This is a genomic window from Sinomonas notoginsengisoli (assembly GCF_021554725.1).
GTDB lineage: Bacteria > Actinomycetota > Actinomycetes > Actinomycetales > Micrococcaceae > Sinomonas > Sinomonas notoginsengisoli.
Genome location: NZ_JAIZDP010000008.1, coordinates 57556 through 81084, shown reverse-complemented (window position 1 = coordinate 81084; position 23529 = coordinate 57556). Strand labels below are relative to the sequence as shown.

The 23529-nt window shown below is 67.8% G+C and carries 23 protein-coding genes and 1 pseudogene; 16 read left to right on the top strand and 8 right to left on the bottom strand.

All coding sequences use genetic code 11. From position 1 onward, the window contains the following. Window positions 1-11: 11 nt before the first annotated feature. The gene (gene aroQ, locus LF262_RS13265; protein ID WP_235780872.1) at window positions 12-485 is read right to left on the bottom strand and encodes a type II 3-dehydroquinate dehydratase; all 474 of its coding nucleotides are present in this window, start codon (window positions 483-485) and stop codon (window positions 12-14) included. 251 nt (window positions 486-736) lie between these two features. Between aroQ and LF262_RS13260 the strand changes: the two genes are divergently transcribed. Beyond that, window positions 737-1669, top strand: coding sequence for a cupredoxin domain-containing protein (locus LF262_RS13260; protein ID WP_235780871.1), 933 nt, complete (start codon window positions 737-739; stop codon window positions 1667-1669). A gap of 92 nt (window positions 1670-1761) precedes the next feature. On the opposite strand, the gene acs is transcribed toward LF262_RS13260, so the two are convergent. Then, window positions 1762-3741 carry an acetate--CoA ligase gene (acs, locus tag LF262_RS13255; protein WP_235780870.1) on the bottom strand — a complete coding sequence of 660 codons (1980 nt, stop codon included), beginning with the start codon at window positions 3739-3741 and terminating at the stop codon, window positions 1762-1764. A gap of 318 nt (window positions 3742-4059) precedes the next feature. Between acs and LF262_RS13250 the strand changes: the two genes are divergently transcribed. From LF262_RS13250 to LF262_RS13240, 3 genes are read left to right on the top strand one after another with little or no spacing between them, the layout of a single operon-like run. Beyond that, window positions 4060-5565 carry a hypothetical protein gene (locus LF262_RS13250; protein ID WP_235780869.1) on the top strand — a complete coding sequence of 502 codons (1506 nt, stop codon included), beginning with the start codon at window positions 4060-4062 and terminating at the stop codon, window positions 5563-5565. Between the two features lie 38 nt (window positions 5566-5603). Then, window positions 5604-6461 (top strand): endonuclease III, encoded by an 858-nt coding sequence (gene nth / locus LF262_RS13245; protein WP_235780868.1) that lies wholly within the window; start codon window positions 5604-5606, stop codon window positions 6459-6461. Continuing rightward, a complete protein-coding gene (locus tag LF262_RS13240; RefSeq protein ID WP_235780867.1) occupies window positions 6458-7135 on the top strand; it encodes an NUDIX hydrolase in 678 nt (225 codons plus the stop codon). The genes nth and LF262_RS13240 overlap by 4 nt, the downstream gene beginning before the upstream one ends. A gap of 97 nt (window positions 7136-7232) precedes the next feature. Here LF262_RS13240 and LF262_RS13235 read toward each other — a convergent pair whose 3' ends face one another. Both LF262_RS13235 and LF262_RS17140 read right to left on the bottom strand, forming a co-directional pair. Continuing rightward, window positions 7233-9035 (bottom strand): WXG100-like domain-containing protein, encoded by a 1803-nt coding sequence (locus LF262_RS13235; RefSeq protein ID WP_235780866.1) that lies wholly within the window; start codon window positions 9033-9035, stop codon window positions 7233-7235. Further along, a pseudogene (locus LF262_RS17140) lies at window positions 9032-9907 on the bottom strand (DNA polymerase). Before LF262_RS17140 ends, LF262_RS13235 begins: the two are co-directional and overlap by 4 nt. 218 nt (window positions 9908-10125) lie before the next feature. Between LF262_RS17140 and LF262_RS17135 the strand changes: the two are divergent. From LF262_RS17135 to LF262_RS13185, 10 genes are all read left to right on the top strand, one after another. Then, entirely contained in the window at window positions 10126-10383 is a 258-nt protein-coding gene (locus LF262_RS17135) for a hypothetical protein (protein ID WP_308190537.1), read from the top strand. Window positions 10384-10965: 582 nt separating this feature from the next. Next, complete coding sequence (gene ssd / locus LF262_RS13225) at window positions 10966-12135, top strand: septum site-determining protein Ssd (protein WP_235780865.1); 1170 nt, start codon at window positions 10966-10968, stop codon at window positions 12133-12135. 5 nt (window positions 12136-12140) lie between these two features. Beyond that, window positions 12141-13316 (top strand): TadA family conjugal transfer-associated ATPase, encoded by a 1176-nt coding sequence (locus LF262_RS13220; protein WP_372462780.1) that lies wholly within the window; start codon window positions 12141-12143, stop codon window positions 13314-13316. A gap of 940 nt (window positions 13317-14256) precedes the next feature. Then, entirely contained in the window at window positions 14257-14796 is a 540-nt protein-coding gene (locus LF262_RS13215; RefSeq protein WP_235780864.1) for a type II secretion system F family protein, read from the top strand. Window positions 14797-15430: 634 nt separating this feature from the next. Beyond that, window positions 15431-16783, top strand: a complete 1353-nt coding sequence (locus LF262_RS13210; protein WP_235780863.1) for a recombinase family protein — start codon at window positions 15431-15433, stop codon at window positions 16781-16783. A gap of 130 nt (window positions 16784-16913) precedes the next feature. Further along, window positions 16914-17111: a helix-turn-helix domain-containing protein gene (locus LF262_RS13205; protein ID WP_235780862.1), complete on the top strand. Its 198-nt coding sequence runs from the start codon at window positions 16914-16916 to the stop codon at window positions 17109-17111. After that, on the top strand, window positions 17108-17248 hold the full coding sequence (locus LF262_RS13200; RefSeq protein WP_235780861.1) for a hypothetical protein: 141 nt from the start codon (window positions 17108-17110) through the stop codon (window positions 17246-17248). Before LF262_RS13205 ends, LF262_RS13200 begins: the two co-directional genes overlap by 4 nt. Next, window positions 17245-17571 carry a hypothetical protein gene (locus tag LF262_RS13195; RefSeq protein WP_235780860.1) on the top strand — a complete coding sequence of 109 codons (327 nt, stop codon included), beginning with the start codon at window positions 17245-17247 and terminating at the stop codon, window positions 17569-17571. The genes LF262_RS13200 and LF262_RS13195 overlap by 4 nt, the downstream gene beginning before the upstream one ends. 371 nt (window positions 17572-17942) lie before the next feature. Next, window positions 17943-18203: a hypothetical protein gene (locus LF262_RS13190; protein ID WP_235780859.1), complete on the top strand. Its 261-nt coding sequence runs from the start codon at window positions 17943-17945 to the stop codon at window positions 18201-18203. Then, window positions 18200-18526, top strand: a complete 327-nt coding sequence (locus LF262_RS13185; RefSeq protein WP_235780858.1) for a hypothetical protein — start codon at window positions 18200-18202, stop codon at window positions 18524-18526. The genes LF262_RS13190 and LF262_RS13185 overlap by 4 nt, the downstream gene beginning before the upstream one ends. Window positions 18527-18737: 211 nt before the next feature. Here LF262_RS13185 and LF262_RS13180 read toward each other — a convergent pair whose 3' ends face one another. From LF262_RS13180 to LF262_RS13175, 3 genes are read right to left on the bottom strand one after another with little or no spacing between them, the layout of a single operon-like run. Beyond that, the gene (locus LF262_RS13180) at window positions 18738-19181 is read right to left on the bottom strand and encodes a hypothetical protein (protein ID WP_235780857.1); all 444 of its coding nucleotides are present in this window, start codon (window positions 19179-19181) and stop codon (window positions 18738-18740) included. Continuing rightward, the gene (locus LF262_RS17240; protein WP_372462779.1) at window positions 19178-19750 is read right to left on the bottom strand and encodes a helix-turn-helix domain-containing protein; all 573 of its coding nucleotides are present in this window, start codon (window positions 19748-19750) and stop codon (window positions 19178-19180) included. Before LF262_RS17240 ends, LF262_RS13180 begins: the two co-directional genes overlap by 4 nt. Next, window positions 19737-20252, bottom strand: a complete 516-nt coding sequence (locus tag LF262_RS13175; protein WP_235780856.1) for a hypothetical protein — start codon at window positions 20250-20252, stop codon at window positions 19737-19739. The genes LF262_RS17240 and LF262_RS13175 overlap by 14 nt, the downstream gene beginning before the upstream one ends. A gap of 425 nt (window positions 20253-20677) precedes the next feature. Between LF262_RS13175 and LF262_RS13170 the strand changes: the two genes are divergently transcribed. Together LF262_RS13170 and LF262_RS13165 are read left to right on the top strand one after the other, a co-directional pair. Further along, complete coding sequence (locus LF262_RS13170; RefSeq protein ID WP_235780855.1) at window positions 20678-22186, top strand: phage major capsid protein; 1509 nt, start codon at window positions 20678-20680, stop codon at window positions 22184-22186. Window positions 22187-22410: 224 nt separating this feature from the next. Continuing rightward, window positions 22411-23241, top strand: coding sequence for an AbiV family abortive infection protein (locus LF262_RS13165; protein ID WP_235780854.1), 831 nt, complete (start codon window positions 22411-22413; stop codon window positions 23239-23241). 96 nt (window positions 23242-23337) lie between these two features. Here the strand turns inward: LF262_RS13165 and LF262_RS13160 are convergent, their stop codons facing one another. Then, on the bottom strand, window positions 23338-23529 hold the full coding sequence (locus LF262_RS13160) for a hypothetical protein (protein ID WP_235780853.1): 192 nt from the start codon (window positions 23527-23529) through the stop codon (window positions 23338-23340).

The window sequence follows — 23529 nt, the reverse complement described above, 5'->3', positions numbered from 1 at the left end:
CATCGGTGCGCTCAGACGTCCATCGGCTTGCGGGTATGCGTGAGGTCCGCGAGAAACTCGATCGCGAAGCGGTAGCCGAGCACGCCCGCGCCCACGATGACCGCCTGCGCGATGTCGCTGAGATAGGAGTGGTGGCGGAACGGCTCGCGCGCGTGCACGTTCGTGATGTGGACCTCGACGAGGGGCAGTTGGACCGCCGCGATGGCGTCCCGGATCGCCACCGACGTGTGTGTGTACGCACCCGCGTTGAGCACGATCCCGAGTGCGGTGGTCCGCGCGGCATGGATCGCGTCCACAATTGCGCCCTCGTGGTTCGACTGGAAGCACTCCGCCGCGAGCCCCTGCGCCTCGGCGGCCTCTCGACACAGGCCTTCGACGTCTGCGAGCGTGTGCGTGCCGTACTTCTCGGGCTCGCGGGTACCGAGCAGGTTGAGGTTGGGGCCGTTGATGACCAGGACCGTGCCGCGGGGATTCTGCTCCGTCATGGATTCACTCTAGGCGGTTGCCCCCTAGTCCTTCCCTCTATGTCCTGGGCGGTCTATCCTTGCGGATGTTCCTGGGGAACGGGGAGCATGCACCCTGGTTCGGCGAATCTCGGCGCCGAAGCGGTTGAGCGTCTGCTGGGAGCGCACGACGCCGCGCGGCTGGCCTGCGCCGTTGGCGCGCGTGGCGTCTCTGAGCCGGACGTTCCCGCTGGAGGAACCTGGCCCCGCTGCCTCTCGTGAGGAGCGTTCCCTTGTCATCCCGCAAACCATTCCGCACCCCCGCCGCGGTGCTCACAGCGCTCGTGACCCTGATCATCGGCCTCTTGGGTATTGCGCCAGCCCAGGCTGCTGTCTCAACCAACCCCAACGCGCAGACCTGGCAGGTCCTCGTCGGCAACCAGACCCCGGACATGGCCATCCAGGGCATGAGGTTCCTGCCCGGCGAGATCTGGATCCACCAGACCGACTCGATCAAGTTCGTGTCCAACAGCGCGGAGATCCACACCGTCAGCTACGGCACGCCGCCGCTGCCGCCAACGTCACGCGAGAATCTGGAAGCTGACGCCTTCACACCCGTAGGCGGGCCGGTCTTCGATCCCACGGCACCATGGACCAACTCGGGCATCATCGCGCCGCCTGTTCCAGGGGCGCCGTTCATTCAGTCGTACCAGCTCAAGTTCGCCGCCCCCGGCACCTTCACCTTCTACTGCCTCATCCACAGCAAGGTGATGAACATCGTGGTCCACGTCCTGCACAAGCAGGCCACACTGCCCCACACCCAGGCGTACTACGACGGGCAGGCAAGCGTTCAGAGCGCGCAGGTCATCGCTGACGGCAAGGCGCTGTGGGCCAGCACGGCCGCCAAGGCAAGCCCGACCCATGTGTTCGCGGGCGCAGCGGACGGCCAAGCGATGGTCATGCGCTTCATCCCGTCGCTGGACACCGTGCGGAACGGTACCACCGTGACGTTCGACATGAGCGCGAATCAGGTGCTCGTCCCGCACACTGTGACATTTACAACGCTCATGCAGGGTGGGAAGCTCGTTGACTCCGGCACACTCCTGCCCGCGCCCGCGGGGCCCCGGGCCTTCAACGTGACCTTCGACCAAATAGGCAGGTGGCACTATCTCTGCGAGTTCCATGACGACATGGGCATGGTCGGCGACGTCGTAGTGACGCCATAGCGGCCATCCCGTCTCAAGAGACGACCGCGGCGCCCCACCCGTGAGGGTGAGGCGCCGCCGTCGTGCGCGGTTCTGACTCCGCTCAACCAGTGCTAGTTGCGGAGGTCCTCCGCGATCTTCTGCATCACCGTCGGGTCCGCGAGGGTCGTGGCGTCGCCGGGGTCGCGGCCCTCGGCCACGTCCTTGAGGAGGCGGCGCATGATCTTGCCCGAGCGGGTCTTGGGCAGCTCGGGAACTACGAGGATGTGACGCGGCTTGGCGATGGGGCCGATCTCGTGGCCCACGTGCGTCCGGAGCGTCTGGACGATGGCGTCTGTGGCGTCCTCACCGGTCGGGAGGTCGGCCTCGCCTCGGAGGATCACGAACGCCACCACGGCCTGGCCAGTGGTCTCGTCTGCGGCGCCGACCACGGCAGCCTCGGCGACCCACGGGTGCGAGACGAGCGCCGACTCGATCTCCGTGGTGGAGAGGCGGTGGCCGGAGACGTTCATGACGTCATCGACGCGGCCCAGGAGCCAGATGTCCCCGTCGTCGTCCTTCTTCGCCCCGTCGCCGGCGAAGTACGTGCCCTCGAAGCGGGACCAGTAGGTGTCTTTGAACCGCTCCGGGTCGCCCCAGATGGTGCGGAGCATGGACGGCCAGGGCTCGCGGACCACGAGGAAACCGCCGTGTCCATTCGGGACGGAATTGCCGGCCTCGTCCACGACGTCCACGGCGATGCCCGGAAGCGGCACCTGGGCCGAGCCCGGCTTCGTCGCGGTCACCCCCGGGAGCGGGGCGACCATGATCGCACCTGTCTCCGTCTGCCACCACGTGTCCACAATCGGGGCTGTGTTGCCGCCGATGGCCCCGCGATACCACATCCATGCCTCGGGGTTGATGGGCTCGCCCACGGAGCCGAGGACGCGGATCGAGGACAAGTCGTACTGGGCGGGGATGTCCGACCCCCACTTCATCATGGTCCGGATCGCCGTCGGGGCGGTGTACAGGATGGAGACCTTGTACTTCTGCACAATCTCCCACCAGCGGCCTTGGTGTGGGGAGTCCGGGGTGCCCTCGTAGATGACCTGGGTCGCGCCGTTGACCAGCGGGCCGTACGTGACGTAGGAGTGGCCGGTGACCCAGCCGATGTCCGCAGTGCACCAGTAGACGTCGGTCTCGGGCTTGAGATCGAACACCGCCGAATGCGTGAACGCGCACTGGGTCAGGTAGCCGCCGGTGGTGTGCAGGATGCCCTTGGGCCTTCCCGTGGTGCCCGAGGTGTAGAGGATGTAGAGCGGGTGCTCGGCATCGTGGCCCACAGCCGTGTGCTCGGGCGAGGCGGAGTCCATGACCTCGGACCAGCGCAGGTCTCGGCCCTCGGTCCAGGCCACATCCTGCTTGTTCCGCTCCACGACGACTACGTGCTCTACCGTGTGGCCGGACTCCGACAGGGCCTCGTCCACGGCCGGCTTGAGTGGGGAGGGCTTGCCGCGGCGGAAGGTGCCGTCTGCGGTGACGACGAGCTTGGCCTCGGCGTCGTCGATGCGCGAGCGCAGCGCCTCTGCCGAGAACCCACCGAACACGACCGAGTGGATCGCGCCGATGCGCGCGCACGCGAGCATCGTCACGACAGCCTCGGGGATCATCGGCAGGTAGACCGCCACCCGGTCGCCCTTGGCCACGCCGAGGGCCTCGAAGGCGTTCGCCGCGCGCTTGACCCGCTCGGTCAGGTCCGCGTAGGTGATGGTCTCGGTGTCTCCGGGCTCGCCCTCGAAGTGGATGGCGACTCGGTCGCCGAGACCAGCCTCGACATGGCGGTCCAGCGCGTTGTAGGCGGCGTTGACCTCCCCGCCCACGAACCACTTCGCGAACGGAGGATTCGACCAGTCGAGTGTCTGAGTGAAGTCCTTGGACCACGTCAGGTGCTTGCGCGCCTGTTCCGCCCAGAACGCAACCCGGTCCGCATTCGCCTCTGCGTAGATCTCCTCGTGGACGTTCGCCACCGCCGCGAACTCCTGGGACGGGGCGAACTGCCGCTCCTCGCGCAGCAGGTTCTCGAAGGCGTCTCCCCTGACGGTTTCGTTGGACATGGATGCCCTTTCGACTCGATCCTCGCGTGTTCCAGCCCACCGCTGCAGCCCCCGAGTGACGCCGCCGCTGGCAGACATCGCATGTGAGGCCGCGCGCATCGGCTGCCTGCGTCCACAGTAACGCCAACGGGGTCGCGGCGACGTTGCGTGCATCACATTATGGCGCTGGGCGGCCGGTTTGCTGCGGCAGACGGTAGAGGCCCGACGGCGAGCGGCGGCCACCCGCGGCCATCCTCCACAGCCTTCATGCACCCCACCGCGCTAGGTAGGCCGGAGCCGATGTGACTAGGCTGAATCTCAAGACCGAAGGAGTGACTCATGTCTGATTCCAGCAAGAGCCCGTCCGCGGGGCACCACAACGCGTCAGTGCTCGGGCCATTCACCGTCCGCGACCTGACGCTCTTCGGAGGCGTGCTCGTCACGTTCGTGGGCTCGCTCCTTCCCCTGCTGGACCGCTCTCTTCCTGCGAACCTGTGGAACGCGTCCAACCTGTTCTTCCTCACGATCGGCGTCCTTGCGCCAGTGGCCGCGGCTGCCCTGTTCGCCTGGCGCCGGTTTTCGCCCGGGCAGCGGCTGCGTGTGGGCTCGCTCTCTGTGGACCAGTTCGCCTCCGTCGTTGCCGTGCTCAGCGCGTCCTTCTACTTCGTCCTTGGCGTCACGTCCCTCACTGCGGGGGCAGTCGTGGGGCTGCTCGGCGGGCTGGCGATGCTCGCCTCGACGACCGTGGCGCGTCTCATCCCACCCTTTGCCGCGGATTTCGATGGCCGTCCTGAAGTTCCAGCCCATGTCGTGGCCCGCGACGCCGCCCCTACGGCTCACCGGCCCAAGCCTGCGTCGAAGCCCGCGGAGGGGTTCCGCGGGGCATCGTCGGCGCGCCACGGGGCCGCCGTCGGTGCCGCGGCCTGGGCCGGAGCCGGGCCCGTCTCGGAACGTCCGGGCGAGGCCGCGGGCGTTCCCGGTGCGGGACCCGCCACGGGCGGACCCGTGAGCCCCTTGGGCAGGGAAGCAGAGGACTCAGCCGAGAGCGCTGCGCCTTCCGCTGCCGGTGCGGAGACCATGGCCGATGCTCCACATCTGACGGTTGCCTCCGGTGCGACCGCGGCATCCGTCCGCCGCCGTGAGCGTTCCACCGAGGTCGATGAGGCGGATCTGCAGTCTTCGGCCGAGCCCTCCGCGAGGAGTGAGGTCTCGTCTGGGTACGAGTCGTTTGAGGATGACGGAGCCAGACACGAGGAGTTCGGGCGTCCGCATGATGACCATGGCGCCCGCGCTGGCGCCGTCGGCCACGCCGGTGACGCCGCTGCGCTTGAGGCGGCCGAAACACACGTTGCGGCCCCGACGGACTCAGCCGGGCCGGAGCCGGACCGGGCGACAGCGTTGCACTCCACTGCAAGAGATGAGACCGGCCCCGAGGAGGCGCCGGGTGGAACGTTCGGCGAGGCGGACGGGGAGGCCTACGGGGCGCCTGACCCGCTGCCCGAGGCCGCGGGTCCTGCCACAGCCGTCTTCCCATCACCGTCTTCCCAGCTGGCCCCCCAGGGACACGGTTCATCCGGTTCGGTCCCAGGCCCGCGGCGCGGTGCCGACATCGAGGACATTGGGGCGACCGCGCCGTACGAGGAGCCGGAGCCCTACGAGGCCTTCTGGTTCGCGGTGAGCCAGCCGCGGACGGCGGTGGAGCCGAGGACCGGTCATCCACTGTTCCCCCTTGAACCGGGCCAGTGGATCCTCGCCCTTCAGGATCGTGGACACGAGTTCGTGGTGCAGAGCCCCGACGGCCGAGTCGGCGTTCTGCGTGAGCTTTCGGGAATCGAACGCGGGTGAGCGCGGCTACGGGCGCGCCTCCGCGGTGTCGGCGGCGCATGAGCCCCGACGAGTCGCCCCTCGCGCTCAAGCGGCGCGCCCGCAGGATCAACAGGATTCTCGGGGAGGTGTACCCCTACGCGCACGCCGAGCTGGACTTCCGGAACCCGTTCGCGCTTCTCGTGGCCACTGTCCTCAGCGCTCAGACCACCGACGTCCGCGTGAACCAGGTGACACCGGTTCTTTTCGCTCGGTATCCCGATGCGCAGGCCTTGGCGGAGGGCGAGCTCGCGGACATCGAGGAGATCATCCGCCCGACCGGGTTCTTCCGGGCCAAGGCGAGAAGTATCCACACATTGGCGCAGAAGATCGTCGACGAGTTCGATGGCGTGGTGCCCGGCACTCTCGCGGAGCTCGTCACACTCCCAGGGGTGGGGCGGAAGACGGCGAACGTGGTGCTCGGCAACGCCTTCGGAGTCCCTGGCATCACGGTGGACACCCATTTCGCGCGTCTCGCGAAGCGGTTCGGCTGGACGGTTTCGGATGATCCGGTCGTGATTGAGCGCGACGTCATGGGACTTTTCGAGCCACAGGACTGGACCATGCTCTCCCACCGCGTCGTGTTCCACGGGCGGCGCGTGTGCCTCGCCCGCAGACCGGCCTGCGGGGCCTGCGCCGTGGCCTCGCTCTGCCCTTCGTATGGGGAAGGCGAGACCGATCCTGTCAAAGCCCGTAAGCTGCTCCGCTTCGAGCTGGCCCCGGGCAGGGAATTGCTCCAGGCCGAGATGGTGGCCAATGTGGCGTCCGCTGCGGAGATCCGCCAGCGAACCGAGGCCGCCCAAGCGGCGATCGCGGCTACCGCGCCCGTAAGCCGGAATACTGCCGCCACGGCCCCGAACCCAGGTGACGAGGGGTGAGCGCCCGGTCCGACCTCCGGGACCTGGTCAGCAGGATCCTCTCAGGCGACGTTGACCCGTTCGACCGCCGCTGGCATCCAGCCACACTCCCCGAGGGGTACCGGCAAGCCGCGGTCCTCGTGTTGTTCGGCATTTTGGACCACGTCCCGGCGGTGTCCCGTCGCCCGCTTGCCCCGGCCGACCTCGACGTGCTGCTCCTCGAACGGGCTGCGAACCTCGGCTCCCACCCGGGACAGGTTGCATTCCCCGGCGGCAGCAAGGATCCCGAGGATGCCACGCTCGTGGACTGCGCGCTCCGAGAGGCACGTGAAGAGACCGGCCTGGACCCGGAGGGCGTTGAGGTGCTGGGCGAACTACCGCCCCTCGGCATGGCCGTCAGCAGGTTCCTGGTCTCGCCGGTGGTCGGGTGGTGGGCATCGCCCTCTCCTGTCGATGTCGTTGACTATGGCGAGTCCGCTCAGGTCTTCCGGACCCCCGTGCGGGACCTCCTCGACCCCGACAACCGGGTCACCGTGGTCCTTCATCGTGGGGGGGCCCGATTTGCAAGCCCAGGATTCCTCGTCAACGACGTCCTTGTCTGGGGCTTCACGGCTATGGTCCTCGATTCGCTCTTCAACGCCTTGGGCTGGGCGGTGCCGTGGGACAAGGCGCGGGAGCACCGGCTGGACATGTAACTGTGGCGCCTCCGAATGCCTTCTCTTGGCCTCGCCTAATGCATCTGTCTGATTTATCCGTCTCCTGGTGTGTCAGGCAGTGCACAGGGCGCACGGCTTAGCGCATCTGGGGCCTGGATGCTGCGGCCGTTTCATATCGCTCCTTCCACCAGTTGTCCCCCAGGTCTGCCGCCTTTGCCGCATTCAGCCCGGCGTCCAGGAGCTGCCCTGCCGGACCGGGCAGCGTGACGTCGATGTCGATGCCCAAGGGAATCGCGAGCCTCTTCTCGAGCAGATCGACTTCTAGCACGGGCGTCAGGCCAACCATCGCCAGTCCCCCAGAGGGGGCACCTTCCGTTCCCGGGAGAGCGATGGTCCTCAAGTGCGCAGCTGAAATCCCGGAGCCGTTGCGTTCCTGAACGGTTTCGGTGCCCGGTGCCTCGCTGTGCTCGGTCTCCCCATTGGATTCGGCGTTCGTGCCCATCGCTTGTTCGACGCCTGTCGCCAGGCCGGACTTGGCAGAACCAGCTGGGACGTTGAGCACACGGGCAAGCCGGTCGCCGCCGGTGGCTCTGCCACCTTCCATGGCGTGGGCAACAGCCTCGCCAGGGCGTGACGACCAGCGCGCAATCCGCGGGCTCCCATCGGAGCGTCTGTCGGCCCGTTCGCAGGGAAGTGGTACCGGGTGCGCGGCACTGGTAGGGGCCGAGGGCGCTTCAGCATTGGCCGCGGTCCGTGCGAGAGCGCTGCGGAGGCCAGGAACATCCCACCGCCACCCTAAGACCAGCGCCCGCCGCGCCGCCGATTCACCGAGGCGCGTGCCGAGTGCTGCCGCCGGCTTCTCGAGGGCCTTGCTGAGAGCGGCCGCCGGGCCTTGGGTCAGAAGGGAGACGCACCAATTGTCGGTGAGCTTCTGTGCCCTCTCGGCGAGGCGGTCGACGGGAACCTGGCGCAGGGGTTGGGGCAGTCGTGGCGCGGCCCAGCGCCCGATGCGGCCTGCGAGCCTCTCGAGAGCGCCCTTGAGCCGGGCGACCTTGTCCGCGATCGGCCGCGCAAGCGCCGCAAGCCGCTGGAACATGGCGCTCACCCGGGCGATTGTCACCCCCACTCGACCGCCTACCACTAGACCTCCGACCACTGTGCTGGCCCCCGCAGAGATCACAGAGGTCAACGTCGAGATGACCATCGTCACGCCGATCTCCGTGGCGAGCGAAGCGACCTCCTTCTGCACCTCGTGGTGAGTGGAGTCGATGTGGTAGGCGAGGCCGGCGCACGCCTCTGAGAGCTGGACGGCGCCCTCACAGAGATCTTTGAGGGCAGAGTCGAACTCCCGCTCGCGGTCGACGGCGGCGAAGACGGCGGGCGACCACTGTCCCTCCAGCGACTGCGCGGCCATGGAGAGCGAGATGAGGGCAGCCGAGTCCAGAGTCGTTGCCATGGCACTCCAGTGGACCGATGCCGCCCGGAGGCGGTCCGTGTCACCGTTCGGCCAGACTGTCCCGACCACATTGACCAGCATCTGGGTCACCTGGTCGTGGGCGGCAAAGGGAATCCCGCCCCGCGCTTCGGGAAGGGCCCGTCTGGTGGCCCCATCATGGGCAAGCGCGGGGACCAGGTCTCCTGAAGTGCTTCCGTTGAACCACGTCTCGGTTCCTTGGTATGCCGCTGCCGACTCGTTGAGGGCTCCGACATGCGCTCCCAGACGGTCCGACACCTCGGCAGCGAGTGCGAGGAGATGTGCGGCCGCTGGATCGTAGGCAGCGGACCAGTCCGTGCCAGCGGGATCGGCCCCAGCCATGCCGCCACTTCCCGACAGACCCCCCGCGAGGACATCCATCGCCGTGAGAATCTTGCTCTGGGCGCCAGCCACGTGGTGGGCGCACTCTACGAGCCGCTGCGGGTCGACCACAATGGTTGTCATCTGCTGACGCCTTCCCCCAGAAAGTCCTGTGTCCCCACCAAGGTAGGGGTGCAGCGGAAGGCGATGCGACGCCGTCGTGCGTTATGTGGATAACCGGGCGGACCCGTCGTGGTGACGTCAGGGGATGGCCTATTTTGCCTGATCGTACGATCCACCACGGCAACGCTGAGTGGGAACCCGACGGGTGCCCCGGGAAACAGGAGCGTTCCCGCCGCATCGGCCGCGTCCTGCACCGCAGCGGCGCACGCCGCAGCTGCCGCCTCTTCGGCATGGACCACCACTTCGTCATGCAGGAAGTAGACGAGTTCAGCCCTCAGCCCCTCTGCGCTGATCCTGCGGAGCCTGCCCCGCAGGTCTGCCATCCAGCACTCAGCCCACTCCGCGGCCGTGCCCTGGACGACGAAGTTGCGTGTGAACCTGCCCCGGTCCCTCGCGATTGCGTCGGCCACGCGCTGCTCCTCGGCCGTAGTGGTGCGCTGCGACGCGGACCAACGACTGGACGGAGGGGGCGTGCTTCGGCCGAGGCGCGTCGTGACGGGGAGCCCGCGCTCGCCGTCGCGGGCGGCCTGCTCGACGAGGGCGACGGCGCGAGGGTAGAGGCGGGTGAGCTACGGCATGAGGCGCCCCGATTCACCTGTTGTCGAGCCGTAGATTGCCCCGAGGAGGGCTATTTTGGCCTGCGAGCGGTCCCCGCCGAAGCCGGCAGCAGCGATTCCCGCGTAGAGGTCGCGCCCTCGGGCCGCAGCCGCCATCGCCTCGTCTCCGGCGAGCGCGGCGAGGACGCGAGGCTCGAGCTGGGAGGCGTCCGCGACGATGAGCCGATGCCCAGGCAGGGCACGCGCAGCGGCACGAACCTCAGCGGGAATCTGCATGGCCCCCCTCCCCGAGACGCCCACCTGCCCGTGACGACCCCGCCCACCACGTATTCAGGACGGAAGCGTCCGCCCGTGACCCATGTGTCCAGCCATCCCCAGCCGTTGGCGCCTAAGAGGCGGGCCATCTTCTTGTACTCCAGAAGTGGCTGGATCGCCGGGTGTGTGTGGTGGCGGAGTTCGGAAGCCCGGGTGCTGCGAGTCTCTATGCCTGCCCTGTGGAGTGCGCGCACGAGATCCTGCGGGGAATCCGGGTTGAGTCCCGGCGCTCCGAGCAGTTCGCGGAGCTCAGCTGCCTTGGCCTCGAGAAGGTCTGGGCGATTGAATCCTTGAGGGCGCGGCCCGAGCCGCTCGGTGAGGAGGGCGTCGTGGACTCCGGCATCCCACGGGACGCCTGCGTCCTGCATCTCGGCCGCAATGAGCGACCCCGCGGATTCCGCCGCGAGCAGGAGTGTGAGGCGCCGCGCTTCGGGTGAGAGGGAAACTGCGTGCAGCTGGCTGCGAAGTTCGGCCGCCAGGACATCAGGACCCGGGCCCGTAGGCCCCGCCTGCTCGAAGAGGACGTCCTGTCGAAGCGCCGGTACCGGGCCGGGGTTCCGCGCGGCGGCGGCCTGCTCTGCCTCATGCATGCCGGTCACAGCGATGCCCGGCGTGTATCTGCTCGACGCGGTATAGGCGGAGTGCATGAGAATCGCGGCGCACAGGGACAGGTCGTGGCAGCGTGCGACCTCGACCCCCGCCGCCAGCAGCGCCGGGTACCACTCTGTGGTCCGCTCCCACACCCACCGGGGGTGCTCGCTCTCCTCGATCAGCCGAACTGCCTGCGGTAGGTCTGCGGGCGGGACGGCTCTGGCGTCTGCCGTCGGACGTCCCGTCCGATCCAAGCGCTGTATGAGTACGCGGCCGCTGTCCGGATCAGAGGCGACGAGCTCGTACATCCCTCCATTCTCGCTGGATCTGAAGGCCCACTCGTCCTCCACAGCCGCTGGCACGGTGTGTCGTCCACATAGCGGTCCGTGCAGGTTCCGGTGGTCACGGCGTCACGGAAGGCTGGGCGCATGGCAGGGAATGTGCAGGGAAGTGCGGCGGTAGGCGAGGCGTGGCTCCCGGACTCCGGGACGGTAGTGTGCTGCGTCACCGCTGACGATGCGCTCCGAGACGATTGCGCCCGTGTAGCGGCCGTTGCGGGAGTCCATTTCGAGGGCGTGCGCAAGGTCGAGGACTTCCCAGATGTCTGGCACCGTGCAGAACTCGTTCTGGTCGGGCCCGACGTCGTCGAGGTTCCGCCGCAGCGCCTTGGCTCTGCAGTGCTTCTCGGGAGGTCCGACCAGCGGCAGGCGCTCTGGGAACGAGCCGCCCAGATCGGGATCGACCACGTCGCCGAGCTGCCGGAGGCTGCAGCCTGGCTCGTGGAATTCCTCGGAAGGCGCAACGCTGAAGGCTCAATGGGAACCGTTCTCGCGGTCCTGGGGGGCTGCGGTGGCGCCGGTGCGAGCACCACGGCGGCTCTCCTCGCAGGCGCGGCCTCGCTCACCGGGGTGGGGACGCTGCTCGTGGACGGCGACCGGTTAGCCGGAGGACTCGAGGCCTCCGTGAGCGCTCACCCCGTCGAAGGGCTACGGTGGCCCGACCTCGGCTCAGCGAGCGGGGCCATCAATCCAGCGCAGTTGGCGGCGTCATTGCCCCGCATCGGAGGCATGTCGGTCCTTTCGTGGCCAGCTGGCGAAGGGTCTGCACAACGCGTCCCCCGATCAGCCACGGCCGGCGTCATCGACGCTGCCCGGGCCGCCTACGAGCTCGTGGTGGTCGATGTGGGCCGGGGACGGGAGGGGCTCGAGGACTTCGCGTGGACGAGTGACCGGATTCTCCTCGTGGTCCCCGGGACGCTGAGGGGTGCTCTCTCGGCCACACAGATCACTCACGAGCTTCCGCCGGTTCCACTTGGAGCTGTAGTGCGAGGCCCCACAGCGGAGGCCGTCGATGCCGAGCAGCTCGCCGATCTGATGCGATGTCCCCTCGTGGGGCGCCTTCCACACATCCGGCGTGCCGCGCCCGCGGCCGACGCGGGTCGCCTCCTAGAGCTCTCCCGTCTCAAATCCGTTCATCGGCTCGCCAGCGCGGTCCTTGAGGGAGCTCTGGACCGTGACCTCGGGGACCGGGCGGATGACGCCGCGGCGATCGCCTTGGGTGCGCGCCTCGCCGGGCGCGGGCGGCGGGCAGCGCGGTGAGGGGCATGCGCGGCCTCGATCCAGACCTCCTCGACACCGTCCGCCGTTCGGTTCTGGCACAGTCTGGACCTGTGACACCGGCGCGCATTGCCGCCGCGGTCCAGGACAGCGGCCGACTGCTCGGGACGTCGGGCGCCCTCGCAGCCGTCGAGCTGATCACCGCCGAACTGCGCGGGCTGGGACCTCTGCAGCCGCTGGCCAACGATCCCGGTGTCACAGACCTCTTCGTCAACGCACCCGACGAGGTCTGGCTGGATCGTGGGAATGGCCTCGAGCGCAGTTCGGTTTCGTTCCCCTCTGAGGAGGCCATCAGGGCGCTCGCTGTGAGGCTTGTGGCGGCGGGAGGGCGGCGGCTGGACGACTCGAGCCCGTGTGTGGACGTGCGCCTGCCCGGCGGTTACCGGGTGCACGCGGTCCTGCCGCCAGTCTCGACGAGTGGCACGCTGCTCTCGGTGCGCATCGCGCGGGAGAAGACGATGAGCCTCGACGAGCTCGAGCACACAGGGTGCGTCCTGAACGACCAACGACGGGTCCTCGAGGCCCTCGTGGCCCAACGGAGGAGCTTCCTTGTGAGCGGGGCGACCGGCTCAGGCAAGACGACTCTGCTCAGTGCCCTGTTGGGCCTCGTGCCGGCCACGGACCGGATCGTCCTTGTAGAGGATGCCGCCGAACTCGCACCACAGCACGGGCACACGGTCTGCCTCGAGGCGCGCCACAGCAATGTCGAGGGTACCGGCAGCGTGGACCTCGCACACCTCGTCCGCGAAGCGCTGCGCATGCGTCCCGACTGGCTTGTGGTGGGCGAGTGCCGCGGCGCCGAGGTGCGGGAACTCCTGTCGGCACTGAACACAGGGCACAGCGGTGCTGGCACAGTCCATGCCAACTCAGCCGGATCTGTTGTGGCCCGCTTGGCCGCCCTGGGAGCTCTTGCGGGGCTCAGTGCCGAGGCCACCGCACTCCAGGCCGCCAGCGCTCTCGATGCGGTGGTGCACCTCGAGCGGACCAATACGGGCCGACGGGTGGCGAGCATCGCTGTCGTATCCCATGGGCCGGACGGGCTCAGGGTCGAGGACGGCCTCGTCCGACGGGACGCCGTGGCGAATGTTTCTGAACGCGGAGCCGGATGGGACCGGCTCACGGCCCTTCTGGGGCTGGGACCTACTCTGGAGTCGGTCCCATGAGCGGCGCGATCGTCGGCGCCATTGCGCTGGCTGCAGCGCTCTTCACTGGATGGTGCCTGACAGCGCAGGCGGCCCGACCCACCGCAATTTCATGGTGGCCGGACAAGCCACTGCCCCGGGCCGCCGCATCGGGACACCCCGCCACCCGAGGCCGTCGAGGTTTCCTGCGGCCGAAGCCAAAGCCCCCCGGACCCGACCACGAGTTGCAGCGGGCCTCCCTCCTCGTGGCCCAGCTCGCGGCACTGCTACGAGCAGGAAGGAGCCCCGAGCAGATGTGGCGCCAGGCTGCGGAGATGTACGTCATGCCGGGCACTCATGCCACGGCCCCTTCGGATCAGGGTCGATGGCCGATGTGCGTGGGTGCGCGGTCCGTGCCTGAAGACCTTACTGCCCGGGTCCTCGGCTCGGCCTCACGCGCTGCGGCGCTCGGCCGCCCAGCTGCTGCGGCCATCCAGGACGCCTGCACAGCTGGCCGCGATAGCGGTGGGAGCCGCCGCCCCGCGACGACCGCCCAAGCCGGCGTCTGGTCCAGCGTCGCCGCCTGCATTGAGACCGCTGAGGCCTCAGGAAGCCCTTTGGCAGGTGTTCTGGATCGGGTCGCCGCCCAGCTGGAAGCGGACGCCGATGCAGCGGCCGCGCGTGCTGTCGCTCTCGCAGGCCCGCGTGCCACAGCCCAAGTACTGAGCGTCCTGCCCCTGGCAGGACTGGGTCTCGGGATGCTCATGGGAGCCGATCCCCTCGGCGTGCTGCTTTCGACACCGCTTGGGTCGCTGTGCCTGGCTGTTGGGGGAGCGCTCACCGTTGCTGGCCGGTCGTGGTCTGCGAGGCTGGTTCGTTCTGCATCGGAGACCCGATGAGTCTCATAGGGATCCTGAGCGTTGTGTGCATCGTGGCGGGTACGTCCTTGGCCTCCTCGGGACCTGCCCAGAGGCTTCGCGCGATGAGCACGCACAGATCGGGCGCGTCGGGGCGTTCGAGCGATACCCGGGGGTCCGGGCCACCTGTCCTGGGCAGCGGCTTGGAGACAACACGAGGAAATCGTGGTGCCCTCCCCGGACAGGACGAGGTACCACTCCTGCTTGAACTGCTCGGCACGATGCTGCAGGCAGGGCTCGCGTTGCCCCGCGCACTGGAGATCGCCTCGCGCGTTGCCGGTGCCTCTGGGGAGGCCCTCGAAAGGGCGGCCGCGGCGCTTCAGCTTGGCGCCGACTGGGACCACGCGTGGCCGGAGACCGAGCCCGGTGCTGACGCAGGCCAGCTGCGCGCCGCCCTCCACTTCGCGGCCTCGACAGGCGCACCGTCCGCTGAGCTCCTCTTCGCCCGAGCCCGACAGTTGCGCAGGACCCGTCATCGCGAGCTTGAGAAGCGCGCAGGTGCCCTCGGGGTCCGGTTGGTCATACCCCTCGGGGTCTGCTCGCTCCCCGCCTTCCTGTGCCTGGGGGTAGTCCCGGTTCTGCTCGCGATGATTCCCACCGGCTAACTGGCCACGAAGACTCCTGCCTATCGGGCAGGCGGCATCCTCAGACGCCACCGGCTGCGCTGGCGGTGCGAGGTGCCACGGGTCCTGCCGATCGGCACATGACCCACGTCCGGGCCAACCGTCACCGTACGGAAGGCCAGAGCAAGATCTGCAAGGAGGATGACCATGTCCGCAATGGCTCAAAGAACCAACCACACTGTCCCCCACAGCTCCCCTGACCACACGCTCCTCGAGCTGGCGGCCACTTCCGGACCCAGCCCAGCGTCGATCCATCCCACGGACAGCGGGGGCCGGGTCATCGGGCTCTTCGCGGCTGCCGCAGCCGCCCCGTGCCCGCAGCCGGACGCGGCGCCCCATCGAATGCCGGACTTGGGAGTCGATTGCCTCCAAGGCTCGACCGTCGCCCCTGACATGAGCACCGGAACCCTGTCTCGACTGGCCTCCGTCCCGCACCAGTCCGGACGCGCGGGCCGCCGAGCCGTACACCGATGGGCCGCCGTCCGGTTGCGGCTGCTACGCGTGTGGATGAAATCCCGGGCTGCCGGTCAGCAGGGGATGGCCACCGCCGAGTATGCGATTGCGACGCTAGGCGAGATGTCTATAGTTCGGCAGTTCTCTCGTCTAAAATGAGAGCATGAGCGGAACCGCGGTGTATGTGCGGCAGTCGAGGGACGCCACCGGTGATGCCGTGGCCGTTACCCGGCAGAAGGAGGACACCCTCGCGCTCGCGAAGCTCAAGGGGTGGGCGAAGCCGCGGGTGTTCCAGGACAACGACCTCTCCGCCAGCACGGGCAGGGCCCGCCCCGGCTTCGAGGCCCTCCTCGCCGAGATCGCAACCGGCCGCGTGACGCGGCTCGTGGTGTGGCACCTCGACCGGCTCAGCAGAACGACCCGCGACCTCGCACGCGTTATCGACGCTGGCCAGCCCCACGCCCTCGAGGTCGTCTCGGTCCATGGGACCTCGCTCAACATGGCGGACCCATCGGGCGTCGCCGTCGCCGAGATCCTGACGTCGATCGCCGCGATGGAGGTCAAGCACAAGGGCCAGCGGCAGCGCCGCGCGAACGAGCAGCGCGCCGCGGCCGGGTCGAGTTATTGGAGCGTCCGGCCCTTCGGCTACGACCTCCGCGACGGCGCTGTCGTCGTCGTCGAGGACGAGGCCGCATCGATCCGCAGCGGCGCCCAGGCGATCCTCGAGGGCGCCAGCCTTGCCGCCGTCACGCGCGACTGGAACGAACGGCACACGACGACGAGGGGCGGCTCCTGGTCCATCCGGAGCGTGACCCGCGTCCTCGCGAACCGCCGCTACATCGGCCGCCGCCTCCATCGCGGCCGCGACGTCGCCGCCGGCCAGTGGGAGCCCATCCTCAGCGAGGACACGTTCGAGCAGCTCCAGAACCGGCTCAAGGACCCCAACCGGCTCCCGCCACCGGACCGGGCGGTCCGCCACCTCCTCGCTGGGATACTCACCTGCGGCGTGTGCGGGAAGCCCTGCCACGGCCGCGGCGACGGGAACCCGATCTACAGGTGCCCGAGCGGCCACGTGCAGCGGCAGCGCGCCCCGATCGACGACCTCGTGCGGGCGCTCGTCCTCGCCAGGCTCCGGCCAGTCGCAGCGAAGGTGCTCCCGCGCAACGATGACCTCGCTTCGCTCCGGGCAAGGGCCGCCGGGCTCCGCGACCGCCGTGACGCCCTCGCCGCCCTCCTCGCGGACGGCGTGCTCGGCGTCGCAGCGGTGCGCGCCCAGTCCGCGAAACTGACCGCCGAGCTCACTGGCGTGGAGGACGAGATCCGCCGCGCTGAGGGAGCCGACGCCCTCTCAGCGATCATCGCGGCGGACGACCTCGGTCAGGCGTGGGACGCCGCACCGCTGACCGCCAAGCGGGACATCCTGCGGAGGCTCGTGGCCCGCGTCGAGCTGCACCCGGCCGGGAACGGCGTCCGCTTCCGCCCCGAGCAGGTGCGTTTCGAGTGGAAGCAGCCGTGATTATCCACATCTGTTAGTTGGTGCAAAGCCCCTGCGATCCCGCGCCGTCCGTGGCGGAAAGCGCTTTCTGGATGGAGCAGAATCTGACGCCAGTTACCGCCGAAAGCCCGAAGCGGCGCCTAATTGCAGCATGGCCAAGAACGAAGCCGACGAGCGCCGTGAGTACAGCTCGACCAAGGACATCTCGCTCAACTGGGGCGTCTCGGAGCGGACCGTCCGCAATCTCGTCCAGCGCGGCGTCCTGACCCCGTACCGGGTCGGCCGGCAGCTCCGCTTCAACCCCGCCGAGGTCGAGGCCGCGTTCCGCCGGGAGGCGGCGGCGCGATGACGATCGAGGAGTACGCAGCGCAGCTCGAGGCGTATGTCGAGCAGGTCGTGGCTGCTGCCCCCGCGCTCACGCCCGAGCAGATTGACGCGATCGCAGCCCTCCTCCGCCCGCGCGCAGACCGGGGCCAGGCAGCATGACCTGGACCAGGCTCTCGGACGACTTCGTGGACAGGCCCAAAGTCCTCGGCCTCTCGGACGCCGCCTTCAGGACGCATGTGGAGGCGCTCGTTTGGTGCAACCGGCAGCTCACGGACGGCGTGCTGCCGGCGGACCCCGCACTGCTCGGCAGGATACTCAGCCACCCGGAGGCGATCCCGGAGCTCGTCGCCGCGGGCCTGTGGGTGCACGCCGAGGGGACCTACATTCTCGACTGGGTCGACCAGGAACAGGCCGCGGATGTCATGGAGCGCAGACGCAAGCAACGGGAGCGGCAGCAGCGCTTCCGGCAGCGTAAGGCGTGACGTAACGGGTTACGTAACGCGTTAGTAACGGCGTTAGTAACGCTACCCCGACCCGGCCCGACCCCACCCGACCCGACCCGACCCGACCCGATTCTGTACTCGCCCCAGTTTTCAATCTCACCAATCGGAATTTCATAATAATAAATGAGAATAAGAATTATTATTATCATCCCGAGTAACGCGCGCGAGCTTCGAGCCGAGGAGCACCCGATGACCGACACAGTCCCGCCGGACTGGGCACCGCGGCCCTGGCTCGAGCCCTTCACCCGCCGCGAGCTGCAGTGGCTCGCCGAACGCCTCGATGCGGCGAACAGGCAGCTCCGCATCGCCAACCGGCGACTCGTTCAGCTGGCCGACACACAGGAGGACCCATGGAACGCCCGGCACACCGGCCCCGATATCAAGCCCGCCGCGATGATTGGGGACGGGCACAGGAGGACAGCACGACCGTCCACGTCCGCTCCGCCGGGCTCACCGACACTGTCGGCGAACAGCACGACGGCGTCCTGATCATGACCGGAGGCAGGGCCCGCATCCTCCTCGACCTCCCAGCCGCCTACCGCCTCGCCTCCGCTCTCGCCGACACCCTCGACGCGCTGCACACCAGCACTCACCAGGAAGCAGACCGATGACCCTCGACCCCCAGGCGATCATGCGCGACGCGCAGGCGCTCGCCACCACCATGCTCAACGGCGAAGATCCCGTGCCCCTCTACCGCCAGCTCAGACGCGAGGCAGACCCCGCCGCGCGGCGGCGATGGGCCGAGGCCGTCACCATGACGCTGCTGCCCTGGTTCGCCGCCGCCATGCACCAGCACCACGGCACCCAGGCTGCAGCGCTCGAGGCCTTCCGCAGATGGGTGGAGATCGCCGGCGCGGACAGCGGACAGGCACGCGAGGCGTTCGGCGGCGACGGCCCCGGGCAGGCACGACCGGGCGGGGACGCGCCAGCGTGAGCCAGACGCGCCACACGCCCCGCAGGGCCGCCCACATGCCCAAGCAGTGCACTCGGGCGCATCCGCCCCCTCCAGCGCCCACAGCAGCGCACTGGGCGCGCCACGGCCCAGGTTTTTTAGGAATCGAGCACGCGGCAGACCCACGCCAGTCGACCAGTTTTTCTCTCCCCGATCTGACCCGGCCTAACGTAGCGTATTCAAGGCTCAGTGATTAGTTCGAGGACTGCATCCCTTGGAACTGCCGTCCATCGAAAGTCGGCAACGGAAACGGAGGAAGAGCCATTCTCGAATTCATATCAGAAATCAGCTGACGGTGATATGGGTAGATGTAATTCAGCATCCATGCGTTGACGTCTGCTCCCAACGGCGATCCCTCAGAGAGATCGATGTTATCAGATGAACCCGTGACGTTGAATCTGGCCCGGTACTGCGAGATCAAGAGAGCGAAATCGTCGTCACCATTCTTCACTCTGAACGAGCAGACGCTACGGGCCTCCACCATTCCGTCATCTAGAATCGCAGTTCCATTTTCAATGGAAATCGATAAGTCCATAGGCTCGCTCCACGCCACGCCATCATAGCGAACTGCAGTGGCCTCATATAGATAAACACCCTGCAATACAAGAATGTCGTTCATGGTCTGGGTGGCAGTCACAGTGTCCCCGATACTTCAGGCGTTCGCAGCCGCATATCTTCAGCCGCACGTGAGGGCTGCGAGAGCTCCTGGAGTGTCCCCACTGACACCCTAACCGGAGCCTCCAGGAACACTGGGGCATGAGTACCCGAATGACCGGCAACTAAGAGAGTCTCGTCCCGCACGTCCCAGCCTCTCGCAACCTTGACCTTGTACTGGTGGAGTGCCTGGCGGAATGCCTGCTCATCACGTCGCCTGACGCCCCGCGAGGATCGGCGGGGAGACTCTAGTGGTTGCGCACTAGGCTCGACTGGCTTAGCCGTAATCTCGATCTCGTACCCGAGTGCGGCGAGGTATCTGGCCAGTGTTGCAACATGAACGTTTCCATCCCCATGTAGAACCTGCGAGACACGGCCCTCGGAAACGCCAATCAACTCAGCAAGCGATTTCTGGTCAATATCGCGACGGGCAGCAAACGCTGAACTCAGGAGATGGGCCGCCTGCACAGCAAGCCGGGCAGCGGCTATGCCGAGTCGCCCAGAGTTAGAAGATTGTCGCTGCTCAATGAGCGTTGGCTTATCCGCGGTCATGTTCCAGATCCTCCTGTCTCACCTGTCGACAACGCCTCAGGTCCTTATCAGTCGTTGACTGAGTATCCTTGCCGAAGCAATGGCCCAAACGAATGAGCTTCTGAAAATCGGGTACGTGCCAGAAGTATTCATCATAAGGATCGAGGCTTTGATCGCGATCGGTGATCTTTCTCGTGTCGAATTTGCCGCCTCGCCCATCCGTTTCATAGAACGAGAATCTCTTCCGACGGACCTTGAACTCCCAGATCCCATAATTAAGCGAGTTCATTTTGACGGACGGGCTATGAGGCACCCCGTTGTTTGCGAAAAACTCCAGTCCAGTCAAGAACAGATCGGCGTCGGAAATTTGAGCGTCGTCCGGTAGAGTCTCGGCATCCGGGTCGGCCTCCCACATCCCCTGGGTCAACTGATTCAGCGCCTCACCCGCAGGCGAACGGCCGTCCTTGATGACCGCGCACGCGATCTCGTGGCAAGAACCCTTGACCACTATCGTTCGATCCACTTTAGAGTACCCTAAACTGCATCAGACGTGAACCCCCGGCTCCCCCCGCCACGTGTGTGGTGGCTGTGGCCTGAGTCTACGACTTGCTCGCCGCAATTAGTTACACCTTTGTAGTTCGAGGCGTAGAATCTGTGCTACAGCTACACGGGGCGCCCCGGGCGTCAACGGGCGCTACGGCCTCCGCCCTCCGAGAGGAGCCTCGTGTCGGCGACCGGATAGCCAGCGACGGCCGGTATCTGGTGGCCAGGCTCGCGCGGGGTGGAACCTACGGGTCCCCCGTCTGGGCATGGGAGTGCGGCTATCCTCCCGCGAAGCACGACACGCGCGCCACAGTGCCCGCACCCACGGTGCCGGTCCTGGTGCGCCCCGGCTCGAGGCTTCACCCTCTTTCAGCAACCCATCTATCCCCACGGGGAGTGTTTGCCATGACTACCATCCCTGAAGTGATCCAGACCACGAAGGACAGCATCCGGCGCACGCTCGCGACGCGCAACGGCCTCGCAGACCAGCTCGCCGGCTTCCGTGACGCGCAGGCGGCCGGCCGTGAGGTCGACCCCGCCCAGGTCCGCGCGGTGCGCGCCCAGAAGGACGCGCTCGACGGCGAGCTCGACACCATGAAGGACCGCCTCCGCATGTACGAGGCCGAGCAGGAGGCCGACGAGGAGGTCCGCCGCGCGCAGGCGCAGGTGGTCCCCACGGCCGCGGCGACCCGCGCGGCAGGCGTCGGCGGCGGCGAGTACGAGTACCGGGTCGGGGGCCGCGCCTACGATTCGGTCATCCGCACCGGGGACACGCGCGAGCCGCGTACGTACGACCGGCGGACGAACGCGCAGGGCATCTCGTTCTTCGCCGACGCGTTCCGGTTCATGCAGGGCACCGACGGGGGCGCGCGCGACCGCGTCGAGCGGCACGCGCGCGAGGTCGAGCACCACCGCGAGATGAGCGCCCGCGCGACGTCCACCGGCTCGTTCGCCGGCCTCGTCGTGCCCCAGTACCTCGTCGAGCAGGCGGCCCTCGTGCTCCGCAACGGCCGCCCGCTGGCGAACGTGGTCCAGCGCCTGCCGATCCCCGAGCAGGGCATGTCCCTGGTCATCCCGCGCGGCACCACCGGCGCGTCCGCGGCCGTGCAGTCGTCCGAGAACTCGGCGGTGTCCTCCACGGACGAGGTGTGGGCGAACCTCACCGTGCCCGTGGTGACAATCGCCGGCGCGCAGGACGTGTCCCGCCAGTCCCTCGAGCGCGGCGCGGGCGTGGACCAGCTGATCTACATGGACCTCGTCAAGGCCTACGCCGCGGCCGAGGACACGCAGATCATCAACGGCTCGGGCGCAGCAGGCCAGGCCCTGGGCATCCTGAACACGGCCGGTATCGGCGCGGCGACGGCGTTCGGCGCCGTGGCCGGGCCGGCGAACTTCAACCTCAAGGTCGCCGGCGCGAACAACGCGGTGTACTCCGCGGGCATGGGCCTCGCGCCCGAGCTCCTCGTGATGCACCCGCGGCGCTGGTCGTGGCTGTGCGGCCTCGTGGACACGACCAACCGGCCCATCGTCCAGTCCAACCTGAACGTCGCGTACAACACGATCGCCCAGGGCGGGCTCGGCAACCAGGACCTCGCGAACGTCGAGACCCCGTTCGTGGGCGTCCACAACTCGGGGCTCCCGGTCCTGCTGGACCTGAACGTCCCGACCACCGTGGGCACGCTCAGCGAGGACCTGGTGCTCTCCGTGGACGCGGACCAGCTGCTCCTGTGGGAGGACGGCGACGGGATGCCCCGGCAGCTGTCCTTCGAGCAGACCACCGGCGGGTCGCTGACGACGAAGCTCGTCGTCTACGGGTATGTCGCCTTCACGGCCGGGAGGTACCCGCAGGCGGTCGCGAAGGTCGGCGGCGTGGACACGACGGCCGGCAACGGCCTGATCGCGCCGACGTTCTGACAGACCGCGGCGTCAACGCCACCCCCACCGGGCCGAGCTGGGCCGGGTGGGGGAACGATGGCGGGACGAGAGGGGCCCTTTCACCCCCTCGCCCGGAGTCCCGCCAGCGCCGCCCCCCCAAACGAAGGGGACGGTCCACCGCGGCTAGGGGACCGTCCCCTTCTAAAAGAACTCGTCGCTCATGGCTTCCGTGTGGTGTCGGACCTCTGGCAGAGAATTGGCCCATGGCCCGCAAATCACATCTACCCGCAGACCTGTCTCCCGCACAGGTGATTGCACTGCAGGATGCCCTGCTCGCGAACGCCGATCAGCTCCTCCACGCCGCGCTGACAATGCTCGACTCCGGCAATGTCACGCTGGCCCGCTCGCTTGCGATTCTCGGCATGGAGGAGTCCGGGAAGGCGATCGCTCTGCACAATCGCCGTGTTCGCATGGCCGACGTCCCTGAGGGAGAGGCATTCCTGGACGCGGGCCTCCGGAGGTTGTGGGGCGATCATGTCCTCAAGCTCGACGAGGTGCATGGCTTCCTCGTGCGCGAGCAGTACTGGTTCGGCAGCGATTGGCCTCTCCCGGAAGAGAACGAAAGGGTACTCGGCACTATCGATGAGTGGAAGCGCGACCACAACACGTTCAAGCAGCGCGGGTTCTATGTGGATGTAAGCCCGGCAGGCGACCCGATCACGCCCCAGGACACTGCCGACGCGCAGATTGTTCGGGCCGTGGTCGGCCACATTCATCAGATCGGGTGGCAGCTCCGTCTCGGCGAGCACATCGAGGGGAAGAGACGCATGGAGCGAGAACGGGACGTACCGCCCATGAATGAGGACGACATCCAGGGCATGCGTACCCTCATGCGACGGGTCGATCAGGACATGTCAGAGCGCATACTCGAGTCGATGCGCAAGGGCACCCAAGGCAAGAAGCTTAACAATGAGGCTTATGCATTTCGGCTGCCGGACAACCCCCTCGAGAATCTCGGCCGATCAGGCTATGAGGCGCACGACCGCGAGCTTTGGGCATTGATGCAGGACCCAGGGGAAGCTCCCGACGTCTGACGAAAAAGGGCCCCCGCCTGAGCCCCGCAGAGTGAGAAGCGACGGCGCGTCCGCATGGGGGATACGAGACGCGCCGCAGCTTCGGGCAAGCGTACATCAAGCCGAAGGCCGGTCGTCGTCGCCTTGTTTGCCATCACCCCACGCCGAGCGGTTCTCAGCAGCATCCGCCGCCGCTGCATCAAGTACGGCCCGGGTCTCGAGGCCGTTCTCGTGCGCGTAGTCGGCGAGCTGGACCAGACAAGGCATCTTCCTCAGTACCTCGGGCGCTAGGCGCTTGTCGTTGCACAT